This window comes from Agarivorans sp. DSG3-1 (assembly GCF_046774965.1).
Lineage (GTDB): Bacteria > Pseudomonadota > Gammaproteobacteria > Enterobacterales > Celerinatantimonadaceae > Agarivorans.
This window is the reverse complement of sequence record NZ_CP177241.1, coordinates 555,308-577,546: the sequence shown is the minus strand read 5'-3', so window position 1 is coordinate 577,546 and position 22,239 is coordinate 555,308. Positions and strand designations below refer to the sequence as shown.

Genomic DNA, 22,239 nt, shown 5'->3' with positions numbered 1-22,239 from the left:
CTTGGAGAGAAACGTGAAAGATTTACTTAAGTTTCTTAAGCAACAAAGCAAGACCGAAGAGTTTGAAGGCATTAAAATTGGCCTAGCTTCACCTGATCAGATCCGTAGTTGGTCTTTTGGTGAAGTTAAAAAACCTGAAACGATTAACTATCGTACCTTCAAGCCAGAGCGTGACGGTTTATTCTGTGCCCGTATTTTCGGCCCAGTAAAAGATTACGAATGTTTGTGTGGTAAATACAAACGTTTGAAGCACCGTGGTGTTATCTGTGAGAAGTGTGGCGTAGAAGTTACACAGTCTAAAGTTCGCCGTGACCGTATGGGACACATTGAGCTAGCGTCTCCTGTGGCACACATCTGGTTCCTTAAGTCGTTACCATCGCGTATCGGTTTATTACTAGATATGACGCTACGTGATATTGAGCGCGTACTTTACTTCGAATCATTTGTAGTGACTGAGCCTGGCATGACCAGCTTAGAGCGCGGCCAAATGTTGACCGAAGAAACGTACTTAGACTCTCTTGAAGAATACGGCGATGAGTTCGAAGCTAAAATGGGTGCTGAAGCTGTACTAGCTTTACTACGTCATTTAGACCTTGATCAAGAAATCGAAGTAATGCGCGAAGAGTTACAAACCACTAACTCTGAAACTAAGCGTAAAAAGACCACTAAACGTCTTAAGCTTATGGAAGCGTTCCGCGATTCAGGTAACAAACCTGAGTGGATGATTATGACCGTATTACCGGTTCTTCCACCAGATTTACGTCCTCTAGTTCCACTAGACGGCGGCCGTTTTGCTACGTCTGATTTGAACGACTTATACCGTCGTGTAATCAACCGTAACAACCGTTTGAAGCGTCTATTAGACCTAGCTGCTCCAGACATCATTGTACGTAACGAAAAGCGTATGCTGCAAGAAGCAGTAGATGCCTTGTTAGACAACGGTCGTCGTGGTCGCGCAATTACGGGTTCTAATAAACGTCCGCTTAAATCTTTGGCTGATATGATCAAAGGTAAGCAAGGTCGTTTCCGTCAGAACTTGCTAGGTAAACGTGTAGATTACTCTGGTCGTTCGGTAATTACCGTTGGTCCTACACTGCGTTTACACCAGTGTGGTTTACCTAAGAAAATGGCACTTGAGCTGTTCAAGCCATTCATCTACGGCAAGCTAGAGCTTCGTGGTCTTGCGACTACGATTAAAGCTGCTAAGAAGATGGTTGAGCGTGAAGGTGGTGAGGTTTGGGATATTCTTGAAGAAGTTATCCGTGAACACCCGGTATTACTTAACCGTGCACCAACCTTGCACCGTTTGGGTATTCAAGCCTTTGAGCCAGTGTTAATTGAAGGTAAAGCGATTCAATTACACCCGCTAGTATGTGCGGCTTATAACGCCGACTTCGATGGGGACCAAATGGCGGTACACGTACCGTTGACCCTAGAAGCACAGTTAGAAGCACGTTCGTTGATGATGTCTACCAACAACGTACTATCGCCAGCTAACGGTGAGCCAATTATCGTACCTTCGCAAGACGTTGTATTGGGTCTGTACTACATGACTCGTGAACGTGTAAATGCTGAAGGTGAAGGTATGTACTTATCTGGCCCTAAAGAGGCAGAGAAGTTATACCGTGCTAAGCAAGCCAGTATTCATGCCCGTGTAAACGTGCGTATTACTGAAGTTGTGGTAGCTGAAGATGGTTCAAAAATCGAAAAGACTGAAATCAAGCAAACCACCATTGGTCGTGCCATTTTATGGTTAATCGTACCTAAAGGTCTGCCTTTCGAACTTGTTAACCGTTCAATGGGTAAGAAGCAAATCTCAGGATTGCTGAATACTTGTTATCGTAAACTTGGTCTTAAGCACTCAGTTATTTTTGCTGACCAATTAATGTACACTGGTTTCCATTATGCAACCTTGTCTGGTGCCTCTGTAGGTATTAACGACATGGTTATCCCTGATGCTAAGAAAGACATCGTGGAAGAAGCCAGTGACGAAGTAAGCGAAATCCAAGAACAGTTCTTAGCTGGTTTGGTTACCGCGGGTGAGCGTTACAACAAAGTTATCGATATTTGGGCTTCGGCCAACGAAAAAGTATCGAAAGCGATGATGGACAATCTGTCTACTGAAACGGTACTAAATAAAGATGGCGAAGAAGAGAGTCAAGACTCTTTCAATAGCATCTTTATGATGGCCGACTCTGGCGCACGTGGTAGTGCTGCTCAGATTCGTCAGTTAGCGGGTATGCGTGGTTTGATGGCTAAACCGGATGGTTCGATTATCGAAACTCCGATTGTGGCTAACTTCCGTGAAGGTTTGAACGTACTTCAGTACTTCATCTCTACTCACGGTGCGCGTAAAGGTTTGGCCGATACTGCATTGAAAACAGCGAACTCGGGTTACCTAACTCGCCGTTTAGTGGACGTTGCACAAGATTTGGTTGTTACCGAAACCGACTGTGGTACCGAAGAAGGTATCTTGATGACGCCTCATATTGAGGGTGGTGATGTTGTTGAGCCACTACGTGAGCGTGTTCTTGGTCGTGTATTGGTTGGTGACGTAATTAAGCCTGGTACAGACAATGAAGTACTGCTTAAAGACAAGACCTTGCTTGACGAGAAACTGTGTGACCTTCTTGAAGAAAACTCAGTGGATACCGTTAAAGTTCGCTCAGTAATTAGCTGTGCTAACGACTTCGGTGTTTGTGCACTTTGTTATGGTCGTGACCTAGCTCGAGGCCACTTGGTTGGTCGCGGTGAAGCGGTAGGTGTTGTTGCAGCTCAATCTATTGGTGAGCCAGGAACACAGCTTACCATGCGTACCTTCCACATTGGTGGTGCGGCATCGCGTGCGGCAGCCGAGAACAGCATTCAAGTTAAAAATGCCGGTTCAATCAAGCTACATAACGCTAAAGTTGTTACCAACAACGCTGGCAAGCTAGTAGTTACATCGCGCTCTACGGAGTTGACCATCATTGATGAAATGGGTCAAACCAAAGAAAGCCACAAACTACAATACGGTAGTATTTTAGAAGTGATTGATGGTGGTGCAGTTAAGTCTGGTGACGTTGTTGCCAACTGGGACCCGCATACACACCCAATTATTACTGAAGTACCTGGTAGTCTTAAGTTCGTTGATATGGTTGAAGGCATCACTGTAAGCCGTCAAACCGATGAACTTACCGGCCTTTCAAGTATTCACGTACTGGACCCTAACGAGCGCCCAGGCGCTGGTAAAGAAATGCGTCCAATGGTGAAACTGGTTGACGGTTCTGGAAACGACGTACTGATTGCTGGTACTGACATTCCGGCTCAATACTTCTTACCGAGTAAAGCCATTGTTAACTTGGAAGACTCTGCAGAAGTGGGTGTTGGTGATGCGATTGCTCGTATCCCTCAAGAATCAAGCGGTACTAAAGATATTACCGGTGGTCTACCTCGCGTAGCCGACTTGTTTGAAGCGCGTCAGCCTAAAGAGCCTGCGATTCTTGCTGAAGTCAGCGGTACCATTAGTTACGGTAAAGAAACTAAAGGTAAGCGTCGCTTGGTGATTACTCCTAGTGATGCAGACGCTTATGAAGAGATGATTCCTAAGTGGCGTAACTTGAACGTGTTTGAAGGTGAGAAGGTTCAAAAAGGTGAAGTTATCGCCGATGGTCCTGAGTCTCCACACGACATCTTGCGCTTGCGTGGTATTAGCCCTGTAGCAAACTACATCGTAAACGAAGTACAAGACGTATACCGTTTACAAGGTGTGAAAATTAACGATAAGCACATTGAAACTATCGTGCGTCAAATGCTTCGTAAGTGTTTGATTCTTGATGCCGGCGATTCTAGCTTCTTGCTAGGTGAGCAAGCTGAAGTAGCGCGAGTGAATATTGAAAATCGTCAATTAGTTGCTGATGGCAAACGCCCTGCGGTTTATCGCCGTGAGTTGTTAGGTATCACTAAAGCTTCTTTATCAACAGAATCGTTTATTTCTGCTGCTTCATTCCAAGAAACGACTCGCGTGCTTACTGAAGCCGCAGTGGGTGGTAAACAGGATGAGCTACGTGGCTTGAAAGAAAACGTTATCGTTGGTCGCTTGATACCTGCGGGTACTGGTTATGCTTACCACGAAGAACGTCGTAATAAAGCAGAAGCCCCAGCGCCTATCACTGCCGATGAGGCTGCTGATAACTTAGCTGCTTTGTTAAACGCAGCGCCAGACGCAGAGTAACTTGCTCTAGTGTAAAAAAGGCAGCCATTGGCTGCCTTTTTTTATGCTTTTTGTTTTAGCTTCATTCGTAAAAAATTTGACAAGTTTACTTGTTAGTCACAGACTCCGATTTCAAAAGTGATTAAAAATAAGAGCATATTATGAGCAAGCAAATTGTATCTACCGAGTCAGCTCCAGCTGCTATTGGCCCATACTCGCAAGCAACTAAAATTGATGAGTTAGTGTTTACTTCTGGCCAAATTCCACTAGACCCTACCACTATGGAAGTTGTTGCCGGTGGTATTAGTGAACAAACCAAACAAGTGATGGAAAACCTGATGGCAGTGCTAGCCGCAGCGGAAGCTGACGCATCTACAGTGTTCAAAACAACGTGTTTTCTTAGTGACATGGCTCACTTTGCTGCTTTCAATGATGTATATGCCAGTTATTTCCCTGAAAGTGCGCCTGCTCGTTCGTGCGTAGAGGTTGCTCGCTTACCCAAAGATGTTTTGGTTGAAGTTGAAGCTATTGCTCATATTAAGTAATCCAAAATGAGCCTCTCTTATACCTTAGTTGTTACCAGCCCCCTCTATGGCAAGCAAGGCAGTGCTACCGCGCTTAATTTTGCCAATGCGCTAGTGGCCGAAGGGCATCAACTCAAAACGGTATTCTTTTATTTAGATGGCGTAACTAACAGTCTCAGTACTAGCTTGCCTGCAAGTGACGAAGTGGACATTCATCACTGCTGGATTGAGCTTAAAAACAATAGTGGTTGTGAGTTATTGGTTTGCAGTGCCGCGGCATATCGTCGTGGCGTAGTGGCCAAAGAAGACCTTGAAAATCAAGCTGTCGAGTCGTTTAACATGAGTCATCAGTTTGCTATGTCAGGGTTGGCTGAAATGGCCACTGCTATGTTAAGTAGCGACAGAGTGGTGCAACTATGAATAAGTCCTTGGTATTTGTATTTGGTGCCGCTCCTCACGGTTCTAGCTTGGGACGTGAAGCCTTAGATGCGGCTTTAGCATCTTCTGCTATATCTGAAGATGTCGTGGTTTTCTTTGACGGCGACGGAGTTTGGCAGCTGGTCAACAATCAAGATACTGCTGCCGTTCTGCAACGTGACGTATTGCCTACATATGGCTTACTGGATTTATACGACGTAGAAGAGATCTTTATCGATACAGCCTCTATGCAGGAGCGAGGCTTAGCCTTAGATCAACTTGCTATTACAGTGAGAGCTTTAGATTCCAAAGAGTTCTATTCACGGCACTGTAACGCCCATGCAATATTGAGGTTTTAGCATGCTGCATATTATGAGACATCCTTACGCAAGTGAAGTATTTGAGCGTTGTTTGAGCGAGCTTGATGGCAGTGGTCACCTCGTACTGATTGAAGACGCGGTGTACGCTTGGCTGCGCAGTGACCCGCGTTTGCTGCAACTAGAGCAGCAAAGTAGGTTATCGGTGTTAAGTGCCGATGTGAGTGCTCGCGGTATAGAAGTATGCGATAAAGTGTTAGTGGATTACCAAGCCATGGTACAACTAAGCGTTACACATCACCCTGCCTTAACGTGGTGAGCGAGGCTCTCAACCATGAAAAATATTAGCCTGTAAGCTTGAGCAAGCCTTGACACTTTTCCTGCGAGCGCATAAAATTTCGCCTCCCCAAAATTGGGGTAGATTTTTCACACGTTAAAAAGTAATTTCAGGAGCTATTTAAAATGGCAACGATTAACCAGTTGGTTCGCAAGCCACGTGCAAGTAAGGTTGCTAAAAGCAACGTACCAGCACTAGCTGCGTGTCCTCAACGCCGTGGTGTATGTACTCGCGTATATACTACCACTCCGAAAAAACCTAACTCAGCACTACGTAAAGTTGCTCGTGTTCGTTTAACTAACGGATTCGAAGTAACATCTTACATCGGTGGTGAAGGTCACAACCTACAAGAGCACAGCGTAATTTTGATTCGCGGTGGTCGTGTTAAAGATTTACCAGGTGTGCGTTATCACACCGTACGCGGCGCATTAGACTGTGCTGGCGTAAGTGATCGTCGTCAAGGACGTTCAAAGTACGGCGCTAAACGTCCTAAGTCATAACGGCTCTCCGTTAAGTAAGGCCAAACATTTAGTTATAGCGAAATTTTTTTAAAATTCGTTTTGGGGAAACCTGAAGCATACCGGAGATATTCAAATGCCTAGACGTCGAGTGATCGGTCAACGCAAAATCTTACCAGATCCTAAGTTCGGATCAGAACTTCTGGCTAAGTTCATCAACGTAGTAATGGTTGATGGGAAAAAATCTATTTCAGAAAAGATTGTATATGGTGCATTAGACGCTGCCGCTGAGAAATCAGGCAAGTCTCACCAAGAAATCTTTGAAATGGCTCTTGAAAACGTGCGCCCAACGGTAGAGGTTAAATCTCGCCGTGTTGGTGGTTCTACTTACCAAGTACCTGTTGAAGTACGTCCAGTACGTCGCAACACATTAGGTATGCGTTGGATGGTAGATGCAGCACGTAAACGTGGTGAAAAATCTATGGCTTTACGTCTAGCGGGTGAAATCCTAGACGGAGCGGAAAACAAAGGTTCTGCGGTTAAGAAACGTGAAGACGTTCACCGTATGGCTGATGCAAACAAAGCGTTTGCACATTACCGCTGGTAATTGGTTGCACAGCTGCTTAACGCAGCTGTGCGGCTTTCTATGTGAGACTAAGGATGTTTCCTTAGCAAGAGGATAAGAATGGCTCGTACAACTCCTATTGAGCGCTACCGTAATATTGGTATTGTTGCTCATGTTGACGCTGGCAAAACAACAACCACAGAGCGTGTTCTTTTTTATACAGGTCTATCTCACAAAATAGGTGAGGTGCATGATGGCGCAGCCACCATGGACTGGATGGAACAAGAACAAGAGCGCGGTATTACCATTACCTCTGCGGCTACCACTACTTTTTGGCGTGGTATGAACGCACAGTTCGATGAACACCGTGTAAACATCATCGATACTCCAGGGCACGTAGACTTCACTATTGAAGTTGAACGTTCGTTGCGCGTATTAGATGGGGCAGTAGTTGTGTTTTGTGGTTCATCAGGTGTTGAACCTCAATCAGAAACGGTCTGGCGCCAAGCTGATAAATATTCAGTTCCACGGATGGTATTCGTGAACAAAATGGATAGAGCTGGTGCAGATTTTGAGCGAGTAATCGAGCAAATCCGTGATCGCTTGGGTGCTAATTGTGTACCTATTCAACTTAACGTAGGTGCTGAAGACGGATTCGTTGGTGTAATTGACCTGATTAAAATGAAGGCAATTAATTGGAACGAAGCTGATCAAGGTACCACCTTCAACTACGAAGATATCCCTGCAGATCTACTTGGCCGCGCTGAAGAGCTTCACGAAGAACTCGTGGAAGCAGCAGCAGAAGCTAATGACGAGCTGATGGATAAGTACTTAGAGGAAGGCGAGTTAACTGAAACCGAAATCAAGTTTGGTTTGCGTACGCGCACGTTAAATAATGAAATTGTGTTAGCGACTTGTGGTTCGGCATTCAAAAACAAAGGCGTTCAAGCAGTGCTTGATGCTGTTGTAGAATATTTGCCAGCACCAAATCACGTTGCCGCAATTAAAGGTTTGGACGAAAAAGACAACGAAGTTGCCTGTCCAGCTGACGACGATGCGCCATTTGCAGCATTGGCGTTTAAAATCGCAACCGACCCATTTGTGGGAACGTTGACCTTTATGCGGGTTTATTCGGGGACGGTGGAAACCGGCACTGCGGTGTATAACTCGGTTAAACAAAAACGTGAGCGTTTAGGTCGTATGGTGCAAATGCACTCAAACGATCGTAAAGAGATCAAAGAAGTTCGTGCTGGTGATATCGCCGCTGCGATTGGTCTTAAAGACGTAACCACGGGTGACACTTTATGTGATATGAACAATAAAGTTGTTCTTGAGCGAATGGAATTTCCTGAGCCAGTAATTCAAATTGCTGTAGAGCCTCGAACCAAAGCAGACCAAGAAAAAATGGGTGTTGCTTTAGGTAAATTGGCCGCTGAGGATCCATCGTTTCGCGTAGAAACTAACGAAGAATCTGGACAAACCCTTATCTCAGGTATGGGTGAGTTACACTTAGATATCATCGTAGATCGCATGAAGCGCGAATTCAGCGTGAATTGTAATGTAGGTAAACCTCAAGTTGCTTATCGCGAAGCGATTCGCAAGCAAGTTGAAGTGGAAGGAAAGTTCGTTCGTCAATCCGGTGGTCGTGGTCAATACGGTCACGTTTGGTTGCGAATGGAACCTCTAGAGCCAGGTGCTGGTTACGAATTTGTCAATGAGATTGTGGGCGGTGCGGTTCCTAAGGAATACATCCCAGCAGTAGACAAAGGCTGTAAAGAGCAAATGGATCAGGGTGTGCTGGCAGGGTATCCGCTACTTGATGTTAAAGTCACTTTATTCGATGGTTCATTCCACGATGTTGACTCTAACGAAATGGCGTTTAAAATTGCCGGTGCAATGGGCTTCAGAAAAGGCGCATTGGATGCTGATCCAGTACTGCTCGAGCCGATGATGAAAGTAGAAGTTACAACCCCTGAAGATTGGATGGGCGATGTAGTGGGTGACTTGAATCGTCGTCGTGGCATAATTGAAGGCATGGACGATGGGGCTGCGGGCTTAAAGATTATTAAGTCTAAAGTGCCGCTGTCTGCAATGTTCGGCTATGCTACAGATCTACGTTCGGCTACTCAGGGGCGAGCCTCTTACTCTATGGAATTCCTAGAGTATAATGAAGCGCCGAAAAACGTTGCTGATACTATCGTAGAAGCAAAGTAAACTAATTCAACTATGATTGATCTGTCTCGAGTGAGGCAGGTTGGAATGGAAAAGAAGGTACATATCGTGTCTAAAGAAAAATTTGAACGTAATAAACCGCATGTAAACGTTGGTACAATTGGCCACGTAGACCACGGTAAAACTACACTAACAGCCGCTATTACTAACGTACTTGCAAAAGTATACGGTGGTGAAGCTAAAGATTTCGCAGCAATCGATAACGCTCCTGAAGAGCGCGAGCGTGGTATTACGATTTCTACTTCACACGTAGAGTACGATACTCCAAGTCGTCACTACGCACACGTAGACTGTCCTGGACACGCCGATTACGTTAAAAACATGATCACTGGTGCTGCACAAATGGACGGCGCTATCTTAGTAGTAGCTTCTACAGATGGCCCAATGCCACAAACACGTGAGCACATCCTGCTTTCACGTCAGGTTGGTGTACCTTACATCATCGTATTCATGAACAAATGTGACATGGTAGATGACGAAGAATTACTAGAATTAGTAGAAATGGAAGTTCGTGAACTTCTATCTGAATACGAATTCCCAGGTGATGACATTCCAGTAATCCAAGGTTCAGCGCTTAAAGCCCTAGAAGGCGAAGAAGCATGGGAAGCTAAGATTGTAGAGCTTGCAGAAGCCCTAGATACTTACATTCCTGAGCCAGAGCGTGACATCGACAAGCCATTCCTACTACCAATTGAAGATGTATTCTCAATTTCAGGTCGTGGTACAGTTGTTACTGGTCGTGTTGAGCGTGGTATCGTTAAAGTTTCAGAAGAAATTGAAATTGTTGGCGTAAAAGAAACCACCAAAACAACTTGTACTGGTGTTGAAATGTTCCGCAAGCTTCTTGACGAAGGTCGTGCTGGTGAGAACTGTGGTATTTTGTTACGTGGTACTAAGCGTGATGACGTACAACGTGGTCAAGTACTTGCAGCTCCTGGCTCAATTACTCCACACACCAAGTTCGAAGCTGAAGTATACGTACTAAGCAAAGACGAAGGTGGCCGCCATACTCCTTTCTTCAAAGGTTACCGTCCACAGTTCTACTTCCGTACAACTGACGTAACAGGTGCTGTAGAGCTTCCTGAAGGTGTTGAAATGGTAATGCCTGGCGACAACTTGAAATTTGTTGTAGAGCTAATCTGCCCAATCGCGATGGACGAAGGTTTACGCTTCGCAATCCGTGAAGGTGGCCGTACAGTAGGTGCGGGTGTTGTAGCTAAAATCTTCGAATAAGAAGACTTAGTGCAATAGAAGAAAAGGTCGCTTAGGCGGCCTTTTTTGTTGCTTGTGTACCGTCCTAAATAAGGTTGACACATATCCAACATGAAATTGGAGAGTGTCATGAAAACAACCAGTAAACGTACCCAACGAAATTATTCTCTTGCCTTTAAATTGGCAGTGGTAGACCAAGTTGAAAAAGGCGAAATGTCTTATCGACAAGCTCAGGACCGTTATGGGATCCAAGGTCGCTTTACCGTTTTAGTTTGGCTTCGCAAACATGGTCGACTAGATTGGTCTAAAGGAATAGAGCATACGAGAATGGTAGGTACTGCTATGTCAAATTCTTCTTCGCCTCAAACCCCAGAGCAACGCATTAAAGAGCTAGAGAAGCAGCTAGAAGACTCTCAGATGAAAGCTGATTTCTTTGAAGCGGTGGTAAAAGTCATGGATAGAGACTTCGGAGTTCGGCTCTCAAAGAAGCGCAAGGCCGAGTTATTAAGGAAAAAGCGGTCCGAAAGCTAACTGTAACGAAAGCCTGTCACTTCATGGGTATTACACGGCAAGCTTTTTACAAGCGCGGTATTGCCCAGGCTCACCAAATACAAAAAGATGAGTCAGTGCTCAACTTTGTGAAAGTACAAAGAATGATGCACCCTCGTATCGGGGCTCGTAAGCTCAAGTACCTACTTGCCCAGAATGCTATCGATATTGGCCGAGACCGCTTATTCTCTTTACTAAGAATGAATCGATTATTAGTTCATAATCGAAGCGCTTACCATCGAACCGCACATAGCAATCATCGTTTTTACTGCCATCCTAACCGCATAAAAGAAGGCCTAATACCCGATAAACCAGAGCAGTTATGGGTGGCTGACATCACCTACTTGGCAACGCTAAGCGGTGAAGCCTATCTCAGTCTCGTGACGGATGCTTACTCAAGAAAAATAGTGGGATATCACCTAGGTAAGGATATGAAAGCTTACACGGTCAAACAAGCATTCTTAAATGCGTTGAAGGAACGAAGGTCTATAGGGGAGCTTGTTCATCATTCGGACCGAGGTGTTCAGTATTGCTCCAGTGAATATCAAGCGATACACCGTCAGCAGAATGTATCTTGTTCGATGACAGACGGTTATGACTGTTATCAGAACGCCCTTGCGGAGAGAATAAATGGAATACTAAAGGTGGAGTACTTGCTGAATAAACCTACAAACTTAAATGAGGCACGAAAAATGGTCGATGAATCGGTTAAGCTCTACAATGAATATAGGCCTCACGAGGCACTAAAATACAAAACGCCCGATGAAGTGCATCGAGCGTTTTAGTCAATCAAGTGTCAACCCATATCAGGACGGGTCACTAACTGCTCAACTTTTATTTCTGTGTTGCGTTATCGAGGTAAATGGATCGCAAAAAATTGATGCTCTTCAACATTAGAGAAAATAATTAACTCACCGCTAATGAGTTTCTTTACAAAAGTATCAAGGGTGGGTAATTAAATGATATTATTAGTTAAAATATCAGTTTGATTTAATTTGTACGGACAAGGAAGTGGTATGTTAAAGGGACGTAAGATAAAGTTTGCAATGGCACTATTAGTGTCATTTGGCCTGTTTGGGTGTGGCGGTGACGAAGGTTCAGTATCGATTGGTGGAGGGGGGAATTCTTTGGCTGATGATGATCCAACAACCCAAACGGCAGTGGCCTTTTCTAACCAATATTATGCGCCTATTAACTTACAATTATACTACTCTTATGGTCCTGCGCTAAGTAATCCGGTTGGGGAAGAGACTGACGTTCCTTATTTATCTCATAGTAAGACTACTCAGCTAACAGAAGATTTTTGGAAAAATGTTAGTTCTAGAGATGTAACCTTCACAGCTGTAGACTCAAACTCTCTTGGAACAATTGGCGAAGCAGGATCGATTAAAGGGATCAAATCGGGTAACTTTAATCTCATATACGCCTACGGTCATTCAATAGCACCTAAAGGTTTACGCTTAGCCCATGTAACGTTTTTGCAGTCTCGACCGGACAATGATCGGTTTAACATACGTTTACTAAATAGTTATAGTACTCCGGGGTTTGAAGGTCCTGTGGATTTTTACATGACCAAGTCTGATGGCGGCGAATTGGAATTAGTAGCTAGTGACATCGCTACAGGGAACATAAGCTCTGTAATAAATGCGGTGGCTCATCCTCTGGGGAACAAGTTTGCAGTGTTGGCTGCGGGTACCGAGTATCCTGCAACTCCTGGTGACGAAAATAGTTGGCTGTTCTATGCCGACGCTAGCGATGGCGTAGCTATCAATGCCGGGAATAACTATATTATGCGCCCAATATATGTCCCGGCAACTGACACTAACGCTGAGTATAATATTTTACATCCGGACCTAGAGTTTACAGTCGAGTTAGATTGAGGTTGCTAACAGTAAGAACTACTTTTATCTAATTATTAAGCATCTATAGAAAAGTGTGTGTTTTATAAAAAGGGTAAGCTTTCAGCTTGCCCTTTTTTATTGAGAAAAACTCGCGCATACTCAAGTAACAGAGACTACTTTCTTACTATGTAAATGTAATTTGATCGTTGAGTAACGTCGTTAAGGAGGACGCGTTATGAAAATATTGATAGCCCTAAGTTTATTGGTGTGCACTTCTTTGGCTGCCGCTGAGCTACCCAAACCAACCGACGAGCCAATTCTTACCATTGCCGGTTTAATTCAAAATAGTAATAGTGAAGGAGCGGCAGATTTCGATTTAAAAATGCTGCAAGCTATGCCGCAACACACCATTGTTACTCGTCATCCTTGGGTTGAAAGTCGTCATCACTATAAAGGCCCTAAAGTCTCTGATCTGCTTGAAATGGCGGGGGCTCGTTCTACTAAGCTCACTTTGGTTGCATTAAACAATTACGAAGTGGAAATTGAGTTTGACGATATTGCGGAATTTGAACCTATTTTAGCTTGGTCTGATAACGATCGTGTGATGCGGGTGCGTGACAAGGGACCGCTATGGTTAATGTTACCTATTGATAAACACCCAGAGCTGTTACAGATGCCATATAACGACTTTATGATTTGGCAGCTGCGCAGCATTATTGTTAAGTGAGTTTAATTGTTGATGAATTGGCTTACTAGGCTTCCTCAAAAATACAAAAAAGGCTTAATTTCGCTGGTTGTTTCACTGTTTATTGTTAGTGCGGTGATCTGTGTGTATCAACTTCGGCAAATTATTCAGCTATTGGAGTCGCCTAAATCCACAAGTTCTTGGTCTGTCGTCCAATTGCAAATGGAGCATCGACGCTTTGTTAATGCATTGCAGCTTTACCGCTTGAATGGCGTCAGCCAATCAGAGCTGATGTTGCGCTACGATATTTTGTGGAGCCGCTTCCCGGTTTTATTGGAAGGCCAGGAAACTGCAGGCTTTCAGAGCATTCAATCAGCTAAGCATTTGGTGCGGGAGTTGTTTCAAGAGGTGCAGCGTATCGAGCCGCTGTTGCGAGCTTTACCACCATCGCATGAAAAGTTCGAGCGTTTGGTCGAGCGCCTTGATCTGTATGCTGCGCCAATCAACACTTTGGTAAATCGCGAGTTTCAGCGTAATAGTGAATTTGATAAGAAAACCGACTTTAGGTTACTGCAACTGCAACTGATTTTGTCCTTTGCGATTGGTGCGTTATTAATTAGCGGTTCTATTCTGATTGTGATGATTGTGCGCGAGAATCACATAAACCGTTATTTGGCTAATCACGATGTGCTTACCGGCCTGCCTAATCGCGCTGGCTTACGTGAATTTGTCGATAGCCTCGAAGATAACCGCCGTGATTACGCCATTATGGTGCTGGACCTAAATGGTTTTAAAAGCATTAATGATAATTACGGGCATGAGTACGGTGACCGAATTCTCAATTTGGTCGCGCAACGTTTGGGGGGCCAAATGCGCCACTGTGACTTTGCAGTGCGCTTAGGTGGTGATGAATTTGCCATCGTACAAACACGCGTGCGCTCTAATGAAGATTGTTCTGGTTTTGCTGAACGCTTAATCAATGTAATAGAAAAACCAATGTCTTTAGAAGGGCGTGAGTGTTTTGTTGGTACCAGTATTGGTATCAGCATGGCTTTAGACAACGGCGAGGACTGGTTAACGATATTGGGGCAGGCTGATACTGCGATGTATCAAGCTAAGCAGCAATTCCGATGCAGTTCTTGGCAGTTTTTCGAAGGCGAAATGCAGTTAGCTAAAGAGCGCGAACAACAATTACTGAGCGAACTGCGATCAGCGCTAGACCAACAAGATTTAAGTTTGTTTTACCAACCCATTGTAGATCTTACGAGTGATAAAGTAGTGGGAGCAGAAGTTCAAGCGCGTTGGAAACATCCCATTTACGGCTGGATTGAACAAGACGAACTAGTGAGTATTGCACATGCCAGCGGCTGTGTGGTCACGTTAGAGTCTTGGGTACTACGAGCTGCCACCCAACAGCTTAAACGCTGGCACCACGCGGTTGACCCTCATCTGCAATTAGCGGTGTCTATTTCCTCCTCTACTTTACATACTGATTTATTAGTATTAGTGAATAAAGTACTGATAGAGAGTCGTATTCTGCCGCATCGATTAATCATTAATATCATCGATAGTGACCAGCAAATGCTGCTGGATTGTGTCGACGCTATTAGAGAATTACGCAGAATTGGTGTGAGTTTATCGCTGGATAATTTTGGCAGCGCAGAATGTCCTCTGGAGTTGTTAAATCACCTACCGGTGCAATACCTGCGTGGGGCCAAGTCTTTAATGGCTGAGTTACTAAATTCAACCGATAAACAGCCTATGCTAACGGCTACGGTGATGTTTGCTAATCGCTTAGGCGTGAAGCTGATGGTAGATGGCGTGGAGAACGAACAGCATCTAAATCAGCTTAAAGGCATTACCAAGGAAGTGTTTGTATTAGGGGCGGCCATTGCTGCTTGGGCGCAGGCCGAAGAATTTTCCCCCTATTTACGTGAAACCATTAAGCCGGCTATTGGCGAGTAAGTTGTTTAAATTCAACTAGTAACTTATGCATTTGCTCAAGTTTAGCCACCATTACTTTTAGTTGAGTGACAAAGTGCTCATCGTCTTGGCATTCTTGTAACAATACCAAGTCACTGGCTAACTCTTCTACATAAGGTAAAAACTGGCGATGTTGGTCTTTAAACAAGCTGTCTTTGAACAGCGCACTAAACTTGGCTTTACCTTGCTCTTGCTGCTGCTTTAACACGCTATCTGCATCAATGGCTTTATGGTAAATGTCTTTTAAGTTTTCTTGTATTTGCTCAACGAGCTTGGTTTTATCCATTGAAAAGGTCACTGTGTCTAGTTGAATGTGTGCTTGCTGGTTTAACCTAAAGGGTAGCCAACAAGCCTTATGGTTTTAGTTTAGCTCAAGCCGATGTCTATCGGTGTTTTACTGTTTTTACCGGCTTGCTCACGCGCTAAGCGTGGAACCAGAAAACCAGGTAAACGTTGGTATAAGTCACGCATTATCAACACTGCTTGCTGTTCGTCAATATCGTAGTGACTCGCACCGGCTACTTTGTCCAACAAAAATAAGTAGTAGGGCAGAATGTTGGCAGAGAACAGTGCTTCGCTTAGCGCTGTTAAGGTATCTACATCGTCATTGATGTCTTTTAATAACACTCCTTGATTCAACAGCGTTACGCCCGCTTGCTGCAGCCTGGAAAAGGCTGTTCGAAGTGGTTCGTTCACTTCATTGGGGTGGTTAATGTGGCTCACCATAATGCTTTGTAAACGCGTATTAGCGAGCAGTTCAACAAGTTCGGTGGTTATGCGGTTAGGTAACACTACCGGTAAGCGGCTATGAATGCGTAATCGTGTTAAGTGGCTTATTTGCTCAAGTTGCTCTACCAGCCATGTCAATTGCTCGTCATTGGCCATTAAAGGATCGCCACCGCTCAAGATCACTTCGTTAATATTGCTATCGTTGGCGATGTAGTCAATGGCTTGCTGCCAACCTGCCTTGCTAGGGCTGTTGTCTTGGTAAGGGAAGTGGCGACGAAAACAATATCTGCAGTTTACCGCACAGCCCCCGCGTAAAATAAATAATACTCGGCTTTTATACTTGTGCAGTAATCCCGGTACGGCAGATTGGTGTTCTTCAAGCGGGTCTTCGGTAAAACCTGCGGCTTGAATAAACTCCTCTCGCTGTGGCAATACCTGAAGTAATAATGGGTCTTTAGGGTCGCCTACTTGCATGCGTTGTACAAAGCTGAGCGGCACTCGCATTGGGAATAATTTACGTGCTGCGATGTCTAACTGATAGTTTTCAGGGTCTAATTGTAAGTATTGCAGCAGATCTTTGGGATCTGTGATGGCGTTTGCCAGCTCTTTTTGCCAATTACCCTGCACAGCAGCGTCGTTTCGCGGTATTATTCGCAGCATTGAAATTGATATTACCTTGTAAGTAGAGGACCAAATGGCGTCATATAGTACCAGTGAATTCAAAGGCGGGCTAAAAATTATGCTCGACGGCGAGCCTTATGCAATTCTAGAAAATGAATTTGTAAAACCAGGCAAAGGCCAAGCATTTAGCCGCGTTAAATTGCGCCGTTTGTTAACCGGTAAAGTATTAGAGAAAACCTTCAAATCTGGTGAGTCAGTTGAAGCAGCAGATGTGATGGATTATGAATTAGCCTACCTGTATAACGATGGCGAATTCTACCACTTCATGAACAACGATACCTTTGAGCAAATTGCTGCAGATGAAAAAGCAGTGGGCGAGACGGCTAAATGGTTAGTTGAGCAAGACGTATGTGTTATTACCACTTGGAATGAAAACCCAATCTTAGTAACGCCTCCTAATTTTGTGGAATTGGAAGTAACAGAGACCGACCCTGGCCTGAAAGGCGATACCGCCGGTACGGGTGGTAAACCTGCTACGCTAACTACCGGTGCGGTAGTGCGTGTACCGTTGTTTATTCAAATTGGTGAAGTAGTAAAGGTTGATACACGCAGTGCTGAATATGTGGGCCGTGTAAAATAAGCGCTACAGTTTAGAAAAAGGGAGCCCTAGGCTCCCTTTTTTATTTGTTAATTTTTAGCAAAACTAGCGAATTTAGCTGTGTTTAAAGAACAAAATTATGTTTGCCAGTTGAATAAATCTTATGGTTCAATCGCTTTGATTTAAATCAAATTTTCACTTTGCGTAATCGCGATTTGTCTGCAATGCTTAATCTACCACATCGTTAATGATAAAAAGGTTATCAATATGAATGTAGTTGCAGATGCTCCCGTGGAACATGTAGACAGACGTTATTCGAATCGACTTCGTTTTGCTAAAGGCTCAGGAGATTACCCAACCGGTGTTTTTGAGCTATTGGCCAGTAAAGAAGCTGAGCTTGATTTATTAAAACAACGAGAACAGCAGTTAGAGCTAGAGATTAGTTCGCTAAAACGTAACTGCCAAAAAGATTTAAAAGCGGGCTAAGCCTTAGCCCGCTTGTTTTTAGATTAAGCCTAGTAATAGCAGTGTAGCGCAAGCTACCGAGCCAGCAAATGCCACCCCGTAGAATAGTGCTTTTACTAGGTTGCCAGCATGGATCCCAAAGTCGTGTAAGGTATGGTAAAGGCGATGCATGCACAACCACAGCGGTAAGCTTACAATCACCCAAATTACTGCCGCGCCTAACCAGTGTTGTGAGAAGGCTAAGACTCTTTCATAAGAGAACTGCTCGGCAGGAATAATCCCTAGAGGCACCAGTAGGCCAGTGATTAATATAGCAATAGGTGTGAACAGCGCAGCTACCATGCCGCCAGCGCCAAACATTCCCCAAAACACAGGTTCGTTAGAACGTTTCATCTGTTTCTCCTAAATTAATACCAATACTAGGCCAATAACACTTATACCCGCTAACGCGCCGTACATACTGTTAACTATCCAGCTGTCTGGCACTCGCTTTTGTCCAAGCCATAAGTTGGCGGCTTTAGGCGCGAGGCTAAACCAAGTAATGCTGTGATACAGCGTCCATACTAGGGTGAGCAAGTGAAAGGCAAGCCAAGCAGGTTGGCTCATTGCGCCTAACCAGCCATTAAATGCATCAGCGCCTTGGCTTAAGCGGAACAAGCCAAATAGCAGCACCATGCTGTAAATAGCGATGACTAAGCTGGAGCCTTCGCGAATGATGTACTTGGTATGAAACGTGTTTTTAAGCCACCAAGTTGCGCCCATTTTGCGTTCGTAAGGTTTACGTTTAGTCATGCTTACTCTCCTGGCTTGAACATGGCAATTACATAGTCTTTAGCGCTATCTACTTTTCCAAGTTGAATTGCTGCTGCAGGGTCTACGTCTTTGGGGCACACTTGTGAGCAGTAACCAACAAAGGTACAACCCCAAGCGCCTTCTTCGGCGTTAACTATCTTCATTCGCTCTGCTTTACCAGCGTCACGATTGTCTTGGTTATAACGATGTAATATGGCTAAAGCGGCAGGGCCAGTGAATGATTTATCCAAACCGTACTGCGGACACGCCGCATAACAAAGGCCACAGTTAATACACATGGAAAACTGCTTATATTGCGCCATGTCTTTAGGTGATTGAGTGTGGCAACCATCGTCTAGCGACTTAGGATTATCGTTAATGATGTAAGGCTTAACTGACTCAAGCTTCTCGATGAAGTCGCTCATATCAACCACCAAGTCACGCTCGATAGGGAAGTTGGCTAAGGCTTCAACCTTCATTCCTTTTGGGTAATCACGCAGGAAGGTTTTACAACCTAATTTAGGTATCCCATTCACCATCATGCCGCAGCTACCACAAATCGCCATTCGGCAAGACCAGCGATAGCTTAAGGTTGGGTCTAGTTCATCTTTAATGTAAGCCAAAGCTTCTAATAGCGACATCTCGCGAGTAAAAGGCACATCAAAGGTTTGCCATACTGGTTCTTTATCGGTTTCTGGACGATAGCGTAAGATCTCAATTTTCATCACTTCAGCCATTTTACTTCGCCTCCGCTTGTTTTTTAGCTGCTTCTTGAGCATCGGCGGCGGCGCCGTATACACGTTCTGCAGGTTGAGATTTAGTGATTTTCACATCGCTGTAGCTAATTTCGGGCGCCATATCCGGGCGGTAATTCGCTAAGGTGTGTTTTAAAAAGTTCACATCGTCTCGTTGCTCAAAGCCATCAATGCGTTGGTGAGAACCGCGACTCTCTTTACGGTTAATCGCCGAAACAGCCATCGACTCTGCCACATCTAACAAATACCCAAGCTCTACGGCATACAGCCACTCGGTATTAAATACTTCACTGTCGTCGACTAACTTAATGTTTTTATAGCGCTGTTTTAACTCGGCGATTTTATCGATAGTTGTCTGCATTGCTTCTTCGGTTCGATAAATACCTACGCCATCTTCCATGGTGCGACCGAGTTCGTTGCGAATATCAGAGGTTTTTTCATCACCTTGGTTGGTTTTTAAGGCTTGATACTTCGCGAGAGTTTGCTCTGCTTGGGCAAGTAGTGAGGCGCTATCGCTATGGGTTGATACTAGCGCATTACGTGCTGCAGATTCTCCAGCGACTTGGCCAAATACGGTAATCTCGGTTAGCGAGTTAGATCCTAAGCGATTAGCGCCATGTAAACCTACCGAAGAACACTCGCCAGCGGCGTATAAGCCTTTTAGTGAGGTAGCGCAGCGGCCATCAGTTTCAATCCCCCCCATGGTGTAATGCACAGTAGGGCGAACAGGGATTGGCTCTTTCACGGGGTCTACACCCATGTAAGCTTTGGCTAATTCACAAATAAACGGCAGGCGTTCTAATAAGTAGTCTTCGCCTAAGTGAGTGAGGTCGAGGTGAACATAATCGCCATTTGGCCCTTCAATGGTGCGGCCGAGCTGGGCTTCTTGCCAAAAACATTGGCTTAAGCGGTCGCGTGGGCCAAGTTCCATGTATTTGTTTTTAGGTTCGCCGACTGGCGTTTCAGGTCCCAAGCCGTAATCTTGCAGGTAACGGTAACCGTCTTTATTGGTAAGAATACCGCCTTCACCACGGCAGCCTTCTGTCATCAAAATCCCTGATCCAGGTAAGCCCGTTGGGTGATATTGCACAAACTCCATGTCTCGCAGTGCTACACCATGGCGATAGGCCAAAGCCATGCCGTCACCGGTAACAATGCCGCCGTTGGTATTAAAGCGATACACTCTGCCTGCGCCACCGGTAGCAATAATCACCGATTTGGCTTGAATCAATTTAGCTACGCCTTCGGCAATATCAAGGGCAATCACGCCTTTTACTTGGCCGTCTTCTACGACTAAATCTAAAACAAAGTGCTCGTCGTAACGTTTGATGCTGGGGTATTTAGTTGAGGTTTGAAATAAGGTGTGGAGAATGTGAAAGCCACTTTTGTCTGCAGCAAACCAGGTGCGCTCGATCTTCATTCCACCAAAGCGGCGAACATTAACGCTGCCGTCTGGTCGGCGAGACCACGGACAACCCCAGTGCTCAAGTTGAGTCAGTTCTTTGGGGGCTCGCTCAACAAAAAAGTCCACTACGTCTTGCTCACATAACCAATCGCCACCGGATACGGTGTCGTTAAAGTGGTTATCAAAGCTATCGTGGTCTTGGGCTACACCAGCAGCACCGCCCTCGGCGGCAACCGTGTGGCTGCGCATCGGGTATACTTTTGAAATGAGAGCCACTTCTAACTCGGGGTGTTGCTCGGCAACTTCAATAGCAGCACGTAAGCCTGCTCCCCCAGCGCCAACAATGGCGACATCAGTTTTGATTACTTCCACGCTTTTCTCCATACGAAATAAGCCTACAATGATTGTGCGGGTATTCGCTTTTTGATGTTTGACTAAAATCAAATATTGGCGCTACTTTGAGCAGGCTTCCGAGATAATTTGTCTTTTGAGATATAACTCCCGCTTTTGTTAGCAAAGTGGTATAAAACCTCGCGATAAAAACTAACTCAATGCAGGAAAAAATTTGCATGTCTGAAACACTTTGGCAACCCTCTGCAAGTATCGAGACTCTTCAAGCTAGAGCTGAAATCATTAACAAAATCAGATGCTTTTTTGCCGCGCGAAAAGTGATGGAAGTAGAAACACCAAGTATGAGCCAAGCGTGCGTGAGTGATGTTCATTTACATAGCTTTGCCACCACCTTAACTGGGCCGGCTGCGCCTCACTCCATGAGCTTGTATTTGCAAACCTCGCCAGAGTTTCATATGAAGCGCCTACTGGCGGCGGGTAGCGGATGTATTTATCAAATAGCAAAGGCATTTCGCAATGAAGAAGCTGGGCGCTTTCACAACCCAGAATTTACAATGCTGGAGTGGTATCGCGTGGGTTTTGACCATTTCGCTTTAATGGACGAAATGGACACGCTGATAGACTTAGTGCTGGCTTGTGGTAGTGCTGAACGGCTAACTTATGTTGAGGCCTTTGAGCAAAGCCTAGGCATTAACCCATTAAGTGCTAGCCATGCCGATTTTGTTGAAGTAGCGAAGGGTTTGTCGGTGGCCGATTTAGTTGATCAGGAACCTGACCGAGACACGATTTTACAATTGCTATTCTCTCTGGGAGTAGAGCCGTATATCGGCCAGCAGCGGCCTTGTTTTGTTTATCACTTCCCTGCTTCGCAAGCTGCTTTAGCTAAAATTTCAGCTACCGATCCCCGAGTGGCTGAGCGCTTTGAGCTTTATTTTAAAGGCGTAGAGCTAGCCAATGGTTTTCATGAACTAACCGATGCAGAAGAACAAGCACGGCGTTTTGCTAAAGACCAGCAAGTGAGAGAGCAACATGGTTTAGCCCCCGCGCAGATAGATAAACGCTTTTTAGCTGCCTTGGCTGCAGGTTTGCCAGAGTGTGCTGGCGTGGCCTTGGGCATTGACCGTTTATTGATGCTAGCGCTAGAAACCGACAATATTCAGCAAGTGCAAAGTTTTAGCATCGAGCGAGCTTAGTATTTCGCAGGGAGAGCA

22 protein-coding genes are annotated in these 22,239 nt (G+C 44.9%); 16 read left to right on the top strand and 6 right to left on the bottom strand.

The annotated features are described in order from the left end of the window. Positions 1-13: 13 nt before the first annotated feature. The 13 genes from rpoC (at position 14) to ACLD71_RS02700 (ending at position 15,294) form a co-directional block, all read left to right on the top strand. Complete coding sequence (gene rpoC, locus ACLD71_RS02760) at positions 14-4,213, top strand: DNA-directed RNA polymerase subunit beta' (protein WP_137674353.1); 4,200 nt, start codon at positions 14-16, stop codon at positions 4,211-4,213. A 140-nt stretch (positions 4,214-4,353) separates the two neighbouring features. After that, positions 4,354-4,737: a RidA family protein gene (locus ACLD71_RS02755; RefSeq protein ID WP_411992874.1), complete on the top strand. Its 384-nt coding sequence runs from the start codon at positions 4,354-4,356 to the stop codon at positions 4,735-4,737. Positions 4,738-4,743: 6 nt separating this feature from the next. Further along, the gene (gene tusD, locus ACLD71_RS02750) at positions 4,744-5,136 is read left to right on the top strand and encodes a sulfurtransferase complex subunit TusD (RefSeq protein WP_411992873.1); all 393 of its coding nucleotides are present in this window, start codon (positions 4,744-4,746) and stop codon (positions 5,134-5,136) included. Continuing rightward, positions 5,133-5,492 (top strand): sulfurtransferase complex subunit TusC, encoded by a 360-nt coding sequence (gene tusC, locus ACLD71_RS02745; protein WP_411992871.1) that lies wholly within the window; start codon positions 5,133-5,135, stop codon positions 5,490-5,492. The genes tusD and tusC overlap by 4 nt, the downstream gene beginning before the upstream one ends. 1 nt (position 5,493) lies before the next feature. Beyond that, positions 5,494-5,769 carry a sulfurtransferase complex subunit TusB gene (gene tusB / locus ACLD71_RS02740; protein WP_411992870.1) on the top strand — a complete coding sequence of 92 codons (276 nt, stop codon included), beginning with the start codon at positions 5,494-5,496 and terminating at the stop codon, positions 5,767-5,769. 143 nt (positions 5,770-5,912) lie between these two features. Continuing rightward, positions 5,913-6,287, top strand: coding sequence for a 30S ribosomal protein S12 (gene rpsL / locus ACLD71_RS02735; RefSeq protein ID WP_016404065.1), 375 nt, complete (start codon positions 5,913-5,915; stop codon positions 6,285-6,287). A 94-nt stretch (positions 6,288-6,381) separates the two neighbouring features. Beyond that, positions 6,382-6,852, top strand: a complete 471-nt coding sequence (rpsG, locus tag ACLD71_RS02730; RefSeq protein WP_137674348.1) for a 30S ribosomal protein S7 — start codon at positions 6,382-6,384, stop codon at positions 6,850-6,852. A gap of 78 nt (positions 6,853-6,930) precedes the next feature. Continuing rightward, the gene (gene fusA / locus ACLD71_RS02725) at positions 6,931-9,024 is read left to right on the top strand and encodes an elongation factor G (protein ID WP_137674347.1); all 2,094 of its coding nucleotides are present in this window, start codon (positions 6,931-6,933) and stop codon (positions 9,022-9,024) included. A gap of 66 nt (positions 9,025-9,090) precedes the next feature. Next, positions 9,091-10,275, top strand: coding sequence for an elongation factor Tu (gene tuf / locus ACLD71_RS02720; protein ID WP_137674361.1), 1,185 nt, complete (start codon positions 9,091-9,093; stop codon positions 10,273-10,275). A gap of 108 nt (positions 10,276-10,383) precedes the next feature. Next, a protein-coding gene (locus ACLD71_RS02715) for an IS3 family transposase (RefSeq protein ID WP_411992867.1) occupies positions 10,384-11,588 on the top strand; the annotation gives its coding sequence in 2 pieces (ribosomal slippage) (positions 10,384-10,771 and positions 10,771-11,588; 1,206 coding nt in all). A 231-nt stretch (positions 11,589-11,819) separates the two neighbouring features. After that, positions 11,820-12,683 carry a hypothetical protein gene (locus tag ACLD71_RS02710; protein WP_411992865.1) on the top strand — a complete coding sequence of 288 codons (864 nt, stop codon included), beginning with the start codon at positions 11,820-11,822 and terminating at the stop codon, positions 12,681-12,683. Between the two features lie 196 nt (positions 12,684-12,879). After that, positions 12,880-13,371, top strand: a complete 492-nt coding sequence (locus ACLD71_RS02705) for a molybdopterin-binding oxidoreductase (protein WP_411992864.1) — start codon at positions 12,880-12,882, stop codon at positions 13,369-13,371. Between the two features lie 12 nt (positions 13,372-13,383). Beyond that, positions 13,384-15,294, top strand: a complete 1,911-nt coding sequence (locus ACLD71_RS02700; protein WP_411992862.1) for a putative bifunctional diguanylate cyclase/phosphodiesterase — start codon at positions 13,384-13,386, stop codon at positions 15,292-15,294. On the opposite strand, the gene ACLD71_RS02695 is transcribed toward ACLD71_RS02700, so the two are convergent. Both ACLD71_RS02695 and epmB read right to left on the bottom strand, forming a co-directional pair. Next, positions 15,281-15,598: a primosomal replication protein PriC gene (locus ACLD71_RS02695; RefSeq protein WP_303511835.1), complete on the bottom strand. Its 318-nt coding sequence runs from the start codon at positions 15,596-15,598 to the stop codon at positions 15,281-15,283. The two genes, ACLD71_RS02700 and ACLD71_RS02695, sit on opposite strands and share 14 nt — an antisense overlap. Before the next feature lie 80 nt (positions 15,599-15,678). Next, complete coding sequence (gene epmB, locus ACLD71_RS02690) at positions 15,679-16,701, bottom strand: EF-P beta-lysylation protein EpmB (RefSeq protein WP_411992860.1); 1,023 nt, start codon at positions 16,699-16,701, stop codon at positions 15,679-15,681. Positions 16,702-16,735: 34 nt separating this feature from the next. Here epmB and efp point away from each other — a divergent pair, with 34 nt between their 5' ends. Both efp and ACLD71_RS02680 read left to right on the top strand, forming a co-directional pair. Continuing rightward, positions 16,736-17,302 (top strand): elongation factor P, encoded by a 567-nt coding sequence (gene efp / locus ACLD71_RS02685; protein ID WP_137674341.1) that lies wholly within the window; start codon positions 16,736-16,738, stop codon positions 17,300-17,302. A gap of 225 nt (positions 17,303-17,527) precedes the next feature. Beyond that, positions 17,528-17,746 (top strand): hypothetical protein, encoded by a 219-nt coding sequence (locus ACLD71_RS02680; RefSeq protein WP_137674340.1) that lies wholly within the window; start codon positions 17,528-17,530, stop codon positions 17,744-17,746. 18 nt (positions 17,747-17,764) lie between these two features. Here the strand turns inward: ACLD71_RS02680 and frdD are convergent, their stop codons facing one another. The 4 genes from frdD to frdA are packed head-to-tail and all read right to left on the bottom strand — an operon-like array spanning position 17,765 to position 21,049. Next, positions 17,765-18,118: a fumarate reductase subunit FrdD gene (gene frdD / locus ACLD71_RS02675; RefSeq protein ID WP_137674339.1), complete on the bottom strand. Its 354-nt coding sequence runs from the start codon at positions 18,116-18,118 to the stop codon at positions 17,765-17,767. Between the two features lie 9 nt (positions 18,119-18,127). Then, positions 18,128-18,517 carry a fumarate reductase subunit C gene (locus ACLD71_RS02670; protein WP_411992857.1) on the bottom strand — a complete coding sequence of 130 codons (390 nt, stop codon included), beginning with the start codon at positions 18,515-18,517 and terminating at the stop codon, positions 18,128-18,130. A 2-nt stretch (positions 18,518-18,519) separates the two neighbouring features. After that, positions 18,520-19,254 (bottom strand): succinate dehydrogenase/fumarate reductase iron-sulfur subunit, encoded by a 735-nt coding sequence (locus ACLD71_RS02665; protein WP_137674337.1) that lies wholly within the window; start codon positions 19,252-19,254, stop codon positions 18,520-18,522. A 1-nt stretch (position 19,255) separates the two neighbouring features. Then, the gene (gene frdA, locus ACLD71_RS02660; RefSeq protein WP_411992856.1) at positions 19,256-21,049 is read right to left on the bottom strand and encodes a fumarate reductase (quinol) flavoprotein subunit; all 1,794 of its coding nucleotides are present in this window, start codon (positions 21,047-21,049) and stop codon (positions 19,256-19,258) included. 197 nt (positions 21,050-21,246) lie between these two features. Here frdA and epmA point away from each other — a divergent pair, with 197 nt between their 5' ends. After that, a complete protein-coding gene (gene epmA / locus ACLD71_RS02655; RefSeq protein ID WP_411992855.1) occupies positions 21,247-22,221 on the top strand; it encodes an elongation factor P--(R)-beta-lysine ligase in 975 nt (324 codons plus the stop codon). Positions 22,222-22,239: the final 18 nt, after the last annotated feature.